At 40.7% G+C, this 10,263-nt stretch carries 11 protein-coding genes; 5 read left to right on the top strand and 6 right to left on the bottom strand.

The annotated features are described in order from the left end of the window. Positions 1-150 precede the first annotated feature (150 nt). Entirely contained in the window at positions 151-588 is a 438-nt protein-coding gene (locus E5A76_RS02940; RefSeq protein WP_107165455.1) for a YcgN family cysteine cluster protein, read from the top strand. Between the two features lie 76 nt (positions 589-664). Here E5A76_RS02940 and E5A76_RS02935 read toward each other — a convergent pair whose 3' ends face one another. The 4 genes from E5A76_RS02935 to E5A76_RS02920 form a co-directional block, all read right to left on the bottom strand. Beyond that, positions 665-1,648 carry an MBL fold metallo-hydrolase gene (locus E5A76_RS02935; protein WP_161118056.1) on the bottom strand — a complete coding sequence of 328 codons (984 nt, stop codon included), beginning with the start codon at positions 1,646-1,648 and terminating at the stop codon, positions 665-667. 205 nt (positions 1,649-1,853) lie between these two features. Continuing rightward, positions 1,854-2,714, bottom strand: a complete 861-nt coding sequence (gene ypfJ, locus E5A76_RS02930; protein ID WP_161118055.1) for a KPN_02809 family neutral zinc metallopeptidase — start codon at positions 2,712-2,714, stop codon at positions 1,854-1,856. 170 nt (positions 2,715-2,884) lie between these two features. Next, positions 2,885-3,826, bottom strand: a complete 942-nt coding sequence (dusC, locus tag E5A76_RS02925; protein ID WP_161118054.1) for a tRNA dihydrouridine(16) synthase DusC — start codon at positions 3,824-3,826, stop codon at positions 2,885-2,887. An 80-nt stretch (positions 3,827-3,906) separates the two neighbouring features. Further along, entirely contained in the window at positions 3,907-4,584 is a 678-nt protein-coding gene (locus tag E5A76_RS02920; protein ID WP_161118053.1) for an NAD(P)H-binding protein, read from the bottom strand. 265 nt (positions 4,585-4,849) lie between these two features. Here E5A76_RS02920 and E5A76_RS02915 point away from each other — a divergent pair, with 265 nt between their 5' ends. After that, on the top strand, positions 4,850-5,503 hold the full coding sequence (locus E5A76_RS02915) for an SEC-C metal-binding domain-containing protein (RefSeq protein ID WP_161118052.1): 654 nt from the start codon (positions 4,850-4,852) through the stop codon (positions 5,501-5,503). Then, positions 5,503-5,910, top strand: a complete 408-nt coding sequence (locus tag E5A76_RS02910) for a (deoxy)nucleoside triphosphate pyrophosphohydrolase (protein ID WP_161118051.1) — start codon at positions 5,503-5,505, stop codon at positions 5,908-5,910. The genes E5A76_RS02915 and E5A76_RS02910 overlap by 1 nt, the downstream gene beginning before the upstream one ends. A 75-nt stretch (positions 5,911-5,985) precedes the next feature. Here E5A76_RS02910 and dsbB read toward each other — a convergent pair whose 3' ends face one another. Further along, positions 5,986-6,501: a disulfide bond formation protein DsbB gene (dsbB, locus tag E5A76_RS02905; protein ID WP_053987178.1), complete on the bottom strand. Its 516-nt coding sequence runs from the start codon at positions 6,499-6,501 to the stop codon at positions 5,986-5,988. A gap of 143 nt (positions 6,502-6,644) precedes the next feature. Then, positions 6,645-8,231, bottom strand: coding sequence for a Na(+)/H(+) antiporter NhaB (gene nhaB, locus E5A76_RS02900; RefSeq protein ID WP_161118050.1), 1,587 nt, complete (start codon positions 8,229-8,231; stop codon positions 6,645-6,647). A 523-nt stretch (positions 8,232-8,754) separates the two neighbouring features. On the opposite strand from nhaB, the gene fadR reads away from it, so the two are divergent. Further along, entirely contained in the window at positions 8,755-9,606 is an 852-nt protein-coding gene (gene fadR / locus E5A76_RS02895) for a fatty acid metabolism transcriptional regulator FadR (RefSeq protein ID WP_053987048.1), read from the top strand. Positions 9,607-9,800: 194 nt separating this feature from the next. After that, positions 9,801-10,263 (top strand): winged helix-turn-helix domain-containing protein (locus E5A76_RS02890; protein WP_262383626.1); only part of this gene is annotated, 463 nt, incomplete at its 3' end.

Below are 10,263 nucleotides of genomic sequence, written 5' to 3'. Positions count from 1 at the left end.
TAGCTCTTATTTCTACCCATTTATCTATTAATAGGTAATTTAAATTTGCAGTTTACCGTCAGGGTCGCTATAAACGTCGCGCTATAATAAAATAGCAAACTGTAACTTTGCGCAATTCAATGGCGCATATAATAAATTGGTGTAGGTATCATGACGCATTTTTGGCAAGAAAAAGACTTAACAACAATGACAGATCAAGAGTGGGAATCACTTTGTGATGGTTGTGGTAAGTGCTGTCTGCATAAGCTTATTGACGATGATACAGATGAGATCTATTACACCAATGTCGCATGTAGTTTACTGGATAATAAAACTTGTTCTTGTAAAGACTATGCGAATCGCTTTGAATCTGGTGAAGAGTGTCTGAAATTAACACGTGAACGTATTGATGAGTTTGTGTGGTTACCTGAAACTTGTGCTTACCGTTTATTAGCAGAAGGTAAGCCACTTCCAGAATGGCATCCGTTACTGACGGGCTCGAAAGAGGCAATGCACAAAGCAGGTGAATCTGTACGTGATCAAGTGGTCTATGAGATTGATGTCATCGACTGGGAAGATCACATTTTGAATCATCCCCTACGTAGTTGATTGTAAAGGTTTTTAAAGGCTCGTTTGATAACGAGCCTTTTTGTTTTTACGGTAACGTAAGTATAAAACGGCTGCTTTAAAGCTGAGTTCTATCGCCTTGTTCGGTGAAAATAAAGTTGACGCCTAGGTTGTTATTATCACGTAACTCTTTTTCGATGATCTTTTTAGGATCTGTGCCTTTCTTTAAGCTGTATTTGATATGAGTGACAATGACATTCAAATCTTTTAGCGGCTCTTCGCCACCAACATAACCCGCCAGTGTCGTTAATTCAGTGAGTAACCATTGTGGTGTCAAATGACCAAATAGCGACTTATCTGGCGTGCTATTGCCAAATGATGTTTCAATGAAGATCCCTTTGAGTTTCTTTTTCTGAATATAAGGGGCGAGTTGTTGCCAGATGGTATTTAGTGCTGTGCTTTTCTCAACGGCGTCTGGGCCTGTATCGCCGAAATAAATCACGGCTTCTTTTGCTGCATTTTCGAATAAGAAGGCGGTTGATTCAGCACCAGAGTGGCTTAATGGAAAGGCTTTTACTTTGAGCTCTGTATTGGTTACCGGTAACCATTGGTTGGTATTTAATGGGGTTAATTCATATTTCCCCAATTTGAAACCATCACCTTGGGTAGTGAAATTAGGCCATGCTTTCCAATTAAAATAATGTTGGCTAATGGCCTGATGAACAGATGGCAGGGCATAAATCGGCTTATTGCTATCATCAGGGGAAGAGATGATGAGCCCCGCAATATGATCCAGATGAGCGTGGCTAATAAAATAGCCTTTGATTTTCTGATTAAGAATATAGCCTTCTTGAGTGTAAGGGCTTGATGAGGGCACTGGCATATCAGCAAACGCATTGTTATGAGTGGCAGCGATAAGTCCATTAACAATGCTACCCGCATCTAAGGTAATGTAGTTGTCATCGGTGTTTGATTTCAGCATAAATGCGGTTAGGTTACCGTCTTGGATCCCGCCTTTATCACCCAGCGTAATAACATCAAAACCTGCGAAACTAAGTGATGAGTAACAGCACAGTGCTGCTGCAATAAAATGTTTGTTCATAAAAATCCATACTGATAAACAAAAGGTCTTGTGCTATTAAGCTCGAAACCTGCTTTGAATGTGTCCTAAATCGGCGGGATATATACAAAATACACGGATAAGAGCAAAGGGATTTTTATAAGAAGTGAGAGATGGTGAAATAAAAAAATAGCCTAATAAACGGGTATGCTTATTAGGCTATTTAACGTGTTAGTTAGCGCTGTTATTACATGGCGCTAAAGGTATTACATTGACGAGGATCGCCCGTTTCAAAACCTTTTTTAAACCACTCAATACGTTGTGCTGATGAGCCATGGGTAAAGGCATCCGGTTGTACCGCTTGGCCTGCCATTTGCTGTAGACGGTCATCACCAACAGAGCTTGCAGCTTTGATACCTTCATCAATATCGCCAGCTTCTAGCATACCTTGTTGATTGACGTAGTGCCCCCATACACCGGCATAACAGTCAGCTTGCAGTTCTAGCTTCACGCTTAATCGATTTGCTTCAACCTTGCTGCTACGTTGCTGCATTTGGTGAACTTTAGTGCTGGTGCCAAGTAGGTTTTGTACATGGTGGCCCACTTCGTGTGCAATAACATAAGCAAAAGCGAAATCACCTGGCGCACCGAGTTGTTTTAGCTCGTTCATAAAGCTTAAGTCTAAATACACTTTCTTATCGGCTGGGCAGTAGAATGGACCTGATTGCGCAGAGCCTGTACCACAACCTGTTTGCGTTACATTGTTGTAGAGAACCAGTTTAGGCGGCTGATATTTACCATCTAATAGCTTATTCCAAACGTTTTCAGTACTACCAAGCACAGCTGCAACAAATTGTTTATTTTCATCATTGCGTGGTGCCGTTGATGATGAGGTATGCGATTGTTGAAGTCCCATCATGTTGCCGCCAGTAAAATGTTGATAAGCTAAAAATAAGCCACCGACAACAAGAATAATTCTGCCAATCTTGCTTCGCATTAAGAATGGGATAAAACGGAGTAAGCCGCCTATTGGCATGCCCGCTTGAGCAGGGCCTTCTCCGCGGCGATCTTCAATATTGGTACTTTGGCGGGAGTCTTTCCAGCGCATAGTGGATCCTTAGTAAACAGAATTATATCAATACAATAATGGCTCATATTTGCGTATAAGTGAGATTTTTCTTATAGGAAATATGAGCGTTGCATTTAGAGTGATAAAAAGCTGAAAAGTTCCATTATGATAGAAAAAGACAGCTCATAGGGTTGAGCTGTCTCAGTAAATTAGTTTTGCTGTGCTTGCTGTAAGATATCGATAATCGGTGCAGCTTTGTTTAGCGCACGTAGATCGGCAAATAGGGCTTTAGCTTGTGGATACTCATGGCGTAGGTAAGCAAACCATTGTTTGACGCGGTTAGGGTAATATAAGCCCTTATCACCTTTGATTTCATACTGTGAATATACCAGTAAGAGTTCTAGCACTTCTTCCCATGTCATATGAGGGGCATTGTGTTTCACCACATTACCTAAGTTAGGTAAGTTTAATGCACCACGACATACCATTAATGCATCGGTATCGGTTGCAGCTAAACAGCTTTGACCATCTTGATAATTCCACACCTCACCATTAGCAATAATCGGCAGTGTTACCTGCTGTTTTAGTTGCTTAATGTAATCCCATTTAATGGTGTCTGCGCGGTAACCATCTTCTTTGGTGCGAGCATGAACGACTAATTCGTTAGCACCCGCTTGGGCAATAGCATCAGCAATTTCAAAACATTGGCTAGGATCATCCCAACCTAAACGTACTTTCGCTGTTAATGGCTTAACTGGATTGACCGCTTCTCGGCAAGCTTTGACGATTTGGTAAATACGCTCAGGCTCTTTGAGCAGTACCGCACCACCACGGCTTTTATTTACAGCTTTTGCCGGACAACCGAAGTTAATATCAACACCAGCAGAGCCAAGCGTACAGGCTCGTTGCGCGTTTTCAGCCATCCAGTCAGGATCTTGACCTAAGATCTGTACACGTACAGGGGTTCCCGAGCGAGTTTTTCCCCCTTGATGTAATTCAGGACATAAACGATAGAACACACTGTTAGGCAATAGGCTATCAATGACACGGACAAATTCGGTGACACAGAGATCGTAGTCATTAATTTCAGTTAGCATTTCTCGCATCAAATGATCCAAGACGCCTTCCATCGGGCCCAAAATTACTCGCATAGTGGTGATTGCTCAGCTCGGTAAAAACAATATAAGGGGCGAGATTCTAGTGCGAGTAGGAGGATTTGTCACCTTTGATTTTAAATTGTACGAAGTTGATGTCCTGAAACGACAGTCTTTTCTGTAAGTCGATGTTTTTTACATGCTAATGCCATTTTTACCATGCTACGAGCCACACATTCAGCAGGGATCGGAGAAAAGTGTTTGAGTAGGCCAATAACAAGTGGATTAATTAGATCAAAAACTTGCTGTAATAACTGTTCATCACGGCGGATCTCACTGCGTTCGCCTTTTAATGGACCTGGACGGATGAAAATACAGTTATCAAATCCCATGCTATTAATGGCTTGCTCCATTTTTCCCTTGCAGCGTAAATAGTGCGAAGGTGAGTGCACACAAGCACCTAAACTGGAAATCACAATAATGTGTTGTACACCAATATTACGCATTGTTATGGCGACATCTTTAACAAGTTCCAGATCTACAGCGGCTAACCCAGCTTTACTTCCTGCTCGTTTCTTGGTGGTACCTAAACAAATAAAACCGTATTTAGGCGCTGGTGCATTATCTTCCCATTGATGAATACGTAATAAAGGATCGATAATTTGTTGGAGTTTACTACTACGCAAAGGGAGCTCTCGACGTGATAAGGCATAGATATGTGAAAAAGCCTTATTATCGAGCAGTTGGTTTAATAGTTCATGACCAACAAGCCCACTAGCGCCAGCAATAATGGCACTCAGGTTGTGATTATCCATAACACGTTCCTATAGCGTCGTTGTATCAAATAGAGTGGAATAACAAAGCGCTAGTTAAACTGAATATTGCTAGTTATGCGTTTAACTACATCAAATATCAATCAATTAATCGCTTAACAATGACAAAATTTGAGCTTGCTCTGATTCATTTAGGAACAAAATAATCAATATTCCAGTGCGTTAGTGGTATTGACGTCATTGCTGATAAACAAAGCGTGAGAGTTTTAGGTATACTTGCTGCAGAAATTATTACTGGAAAAATTCAATGAATACATTAATGACACTGTCATCTGATTGGGATGGGATGCCAGCGACTTTTATCGAAGGGGCACTATTTGCTGCAAACGCAAACCCTAAACCGATGGAACCTGAAATTTGGTTACCGGTGTTATTAACGGGTGGTGCTGCAGATGACGATGCAGTCACGCTTTCAGAAACAGATAAGGTAGCAGTATTAAACCACTTTGAAATGCAGTATCGCACAGTTAAAGCGGGTGAATACCAATTACCAACAGAGTTACAGTGGCAAGAAAACGGCGAAGCTAATACGGCATTAGCTGAATTTGCGAAAGGTTTTTTAACGGTATGGCAATATATTGAGCCAAACTGGGAAGGACAAACCGCTTCTGACGGAACGATGCGTATGCTATCGGCTTTGCTGACGACATTAATGTTATGTGTTGATGAAGTTGGCACACTAGAGCAAATGGAGCAAGCGGGTATCACGGGAATGCCAACACCGAGTGAGTTATACCCACAACTACCATTGATGTTAACAGAAGTAATGATGGCTGCAGATCAGTTACAAGTAGGGGCTGGCGCACAAGCGATTAACCCTTATAAAAATATCGGGCGTAACGATCCATGTCCGTGTGAAAGTGGTAAGAAATTTAAGCAATGTTGCGGTAAATCTGCCTAATGACTTCGGTAAAGAGAATCGTTGTTGTTGCAGGAGTGATTGAAAAAGAAGGTAAGTACCTACTTGCTCAACGTCTTGATAGTGCAAGTCAAGGTGGTTTGTGGGAATTTCCTGGCGGTAAGATTGAAGCTAATGAATCACCAGAGCAAGCTTTAGAGCGTGAACTAATGGAAGAGTTAGCGATCACTATCAAAACACAGCAATGGCTTGCTGATAGCGTGTTTGATTATGGTGATAAAATCGTAGAGCTGAAAGGCTACTTAACACATTGGTGCGAGGGAGAGATCGTTCTTAATACCCATCAAGCTATGGTATGGGTAACCTTAGCGGAATTTCAGCACTATGCGTTATGCCCGGCAGATTATCCTATTTTATCGGCATTAGAGCGACAATACGCTGTCTCATAATAGGATCTTCAGGTAATAAAAAAGCGAAGCTAGATAATATTCAGCTTCGCTTTTTTATAAATATCATGCTGTTAGTTAGGCTTTTTTGTGACCAAAGAATTGCGCAATAACCATGATTGCCCACACGGCTAAGTTAGCACCGAAAATGATCACTAACCATTGTGGCATTGATTGACCAAGGAAAGTCCAAACCACTTTTGCACAATCACCGTAAGCTTCAAACATCCAAGGTACCCAGTGATTGATTGGAGCCCAGCTTGGGAACTGAACAAATAGATCGCACGTTGCAAATGGTGATGGATTAAATTGGAAGCCAACATGCTGATGAGCAAGTACAACACCACGGTAAGCACAGTAACCCCAACCAGCTAAACCAATCCAACGGAAGACCGCATTTTGAGGAGCAATCAAACCAATAATGGCAGCAAAGCCTATTCCCATCATTGCCACTCGCTCATAAACACACATAACACAAGGTGCTAGGTTCATGACATGTTGAAAGAAAAGGGCACAACCTTCAAAGAAGATGATTGAAAGCAGTAATAGCAGCCATGCTAAACGCGTTTTTGAAAAGGTGTTGAGGTGTTGCATCATTGATACTCTACGCACTAATTATAATAAAAGAAAACCCTGATAGTTCAGGGTTTTCGTATACGTTATAACACTAATCTAACGCTGACATTCAAGCATAGCTTCAGGAAGAAGTAAATCTTCCGTCATTTTTATAGGGTTAATTAGTGAGCCAGTGCAGGAGCAGCAGATACAGCGGCTGTGCCTTCAGTGATCCAGCCCATGGTGTAGAACCAATCCGTCATTGGAACCAACATCAATTCAATACCAGCAAGACCAACGAAAGTCAGTACAATCGTATACGGCAATGCCATGTATACCATACGACCGTAAGATAAACGGATCAGAGGGGCAATGGCTGATGTTAATGCAAATAGGAATGCAGCTTGACCATTTGGTGTTGCGACCGAAGGTAAGTTAGTTCCTGTGTTGATTGCAACAGCTAACATATCAAACTGGCTACGGTTGATAACACCATTAAGTAACGCGGTTTTCACTTCATTAATGTATACCGTACCAACGAAAACGTTGTCTGATACCATCGATAATAAGCCATTAGCAATGTAGAACATGGTTAGCTGTGAACTACCTTCTAGACTTAGTACCCAGTTAATGATTGGTGCAAACAATTGTTGGTCGATAATAACCGCAACAACTGAGAAGAATACAGCAAGTAACGCGGTAAATGGCAGTGCTTCTTCAAACGCTTTACCAAGTGCATGCTCTTCTGTAATACCTGTAAACGAAGTCGCTAGAATAATTACGGTTAAGCCAATTAAACCTACCGCAGCTAAGTGCAACGCAAGACCAATGATCAGCCATACTGCGATAGCGGCTTGAATAACCAACTTTGCGTAATCAAGATTAGTACGTGATTTTCGCTCTTCATTATCAAAATCAACGAGGATTTGACGAACGTTTTCTGGTAATTCCGCACCGTAACCACAGATCTTAAATTTCTCTACCAGCGCACAAGTAATCAGACCACAGAAGAACACAGGGATGGTAACTGGTGCCATACGGATGATGAACTCACCAAACTGCCAGCCTGCTTGATCGGCAATGATTAAGTTTTGTGGTTCACCCACCATTGTCATCACTCCACCTAATGCTGTACCCACACCGGCATGCATAAGAAGACTACGTAGGAAAGCACGGTAGTTTTCTAAATCATCACGGCTTAGCTCTGGTACGTGATTATCATTAGTATGGTCATGATGAGAATGCGGATCTTGCCCCGATGCCACTTTGTGGTAAATGCTGTAGAAACCCACAGTGACGCTAATCACAACGGCAATAACAGTTAGGGCATCAAGGAACGCAGATAGGAAAGCGGCCATCACACAAAAAGAGAGTGAAAGTAAAACTTTAGAGCGAATGCCGATCAGTATTTTAGTAAAGATGAAAAGTAGCAATTGCTTCATGAAGTAAATACCCGCGACCATGAAGACCAACAGTAGTAATACTTCGATGTTTGCCACAAGCTCATGCTTAACTTGCTCTGGGCTTGTCATACCAATAGCAACGGCTTCAATAGCCAGTAAACCACCGGGTTGTAATGGGTAACATTTTAGTGCCATTGCTAGCGTAAAGATAAATTCGATAACTAACAGCCAGCCAGCAACAAACGGATCAACAAAAAAGAAAACAAGAGGGTTAATGATCAGAAAAGTAATGATTGCAATTTTGTACCAGTCAGGTGCCTTACCCAAAAAGTTTTTGATAAAGGCATTCCCTAGCGATATAGCCATGTTTGGATCTCTTTATTATTAGCGCAAAATAGTATGGATCTGATGTCGGCTAGATGCCTTGATTGGTCAATCAGCAGGATAATCAATAGCATCATGCCAATGATTACGGGTGTAGATTGAAGTATCAAAGTTAAACAGAGTGGTGTCGCTCTTTAAGGGTTTAACTTTCTTAGGCAGCAGCTTCCATTCGCTCCCAGTTCATCACTAATCACTCTACCGTTTAAGAGGCATTAGTCAATAAGTGATACAAAAATGCAATTGTTTTATTACATTTTCATCACATTTTGGGAGTTGAATATATCCGTCTTATAAACCGCACAGTATACAGAAAATGAGTTTCTTATTGTTAATTCACGTCAAAGATTCACGATTTTAAGTGATAGACTTAACAATATTGTTGTATTTTTAAACACCTCTTTCATGTTCATGTCAGAGTTGGTTGCGAGGTTTCTACTATTAGATAACTAGTGGTATGATGAGTGCCAATACGAGAAATACACGAAGCGAACTGGATTTTACTTAGATGGTTATTAAGGCAGATAGCCCAGCGACATTTGCTGAGAAATATATAATTGAAAGTATCTGGAATAATCACTTTCCTCAGGGATCAATTCTTCCAGCGGAACGAGAACTTTCAGAGTTAATTGGAGTAACTCGCACCACCTTACGTGAAGTTTTACAACGTTTGGCTCGTGATGGATGGTTAACAATCCAGCATGGTAAACCAACACGTGTGAATAACTACATGGATACGTCTGGTTTAAATATTCTAGATACCTTAGTGACATTAGATGGACAGGATGTTCAACGAGTATTAGCAGATTTATTGGCAGCTCGAACTGATATCAGTAGTGTGTTTATGCGTTATGCCGTGAAGGGTAATGCTGAAGAATCCAGTCAATTGATCCAACATGTGATTGAGTCAGTTGAAAGATTGCGTGAGTCTGCGAGCTTTGCTGAGTTTATAGAAAACAGCGAAGATAAAGCAGAATTACAACAAGAAGTTAAAAAGATCGTTGATAAATACGGTAAAGACGATCCTCAACTATGTGAGGAAATCTGTCTAGCGCGTGCATTTAACTATTACGACTACCGTTTATTCCAAGGCATGGCAGGTAAATCGGGTAACACACTTTACGTATTAACGTTTAATGGCTTACGTAAGATTTATACCCGTGTTGGCGGCTATTACTTCATGAAGCCAGAAGCATGTGAATTAGCATTGCAGTTCTACCGTGATTTAAAAGCCATGTGTGATGGGCATAAGCCAGAGTTGGTTGCTGATCGTATTCGTCTATATGGTCGTGAAAGTGGCGCAATTTGGTACAGTCATCGTGTAGAGATATCTAAGTACATGTATGAAGAAGAGCAGTAATGCTTTTTGAATATTGAGAAAAAAGCCGAGTGTTTATCACTCGGCTTTTTTATTGTTTTCTAGCTCAATTGTTGCTTTTCTCAACACTTAAAAGGTAAAGAAGGTTATTGATAATGAAAACTAATAACAAAAGTTGATTGTGTTGATGGCATCAATAATAATTAGACCATAATTATGTTAACAAAATGGTCATTATGACAAGCAGTGAAGTGTACAGAATTGGTCCTATTACTTACGACAGTTCCACACGAACTCTGACTCATGACAATGGACAAACAGAATACTTCACACCACGAGTGAATGATGTATTTTTATTGTTGCTCGAACACCAAGGAACTTGTGTAGAAAAAGAGTTTTTATTATCTCAATGTTGGGGAGAGGCGATTGTTTCAGAACAAGCACTCACCAATGTCATCTCTAAGCTTAGAAAAGTATTAGCCAAGCATGCTTTAGAAGCGATTACGATCATAACGGTGAGTAAATCAGGTTACTTACTGGATGTAAAAGTGGATGACAGTTTTGTTGTGCTAGAAGCTAACAAGCTAGCAAAACAACAAAAATCTCAAACGATAGAACCTTCCTTTGTATCTGATGATGTTATTACTAAAGTTCATGAAGGCGATGTAAATCAATCAGTAAAACTTAACTTTTTAAGTA

The sequence above is a fragment of the Photobacterium lucens genome (assembly GCF_009873615.1).
GTDB lineage: Bacteria > Pseudomonadota > Gammaproteobacteria > Enterobacterales > Vibrionaceae > Photobacterium > Photobacterium lucens.
The sequence above is the reverse complement of the archived record's forward strand: the minus strand, read 5'-3'. Positions and strand labels throughout refer to the sequence as shown.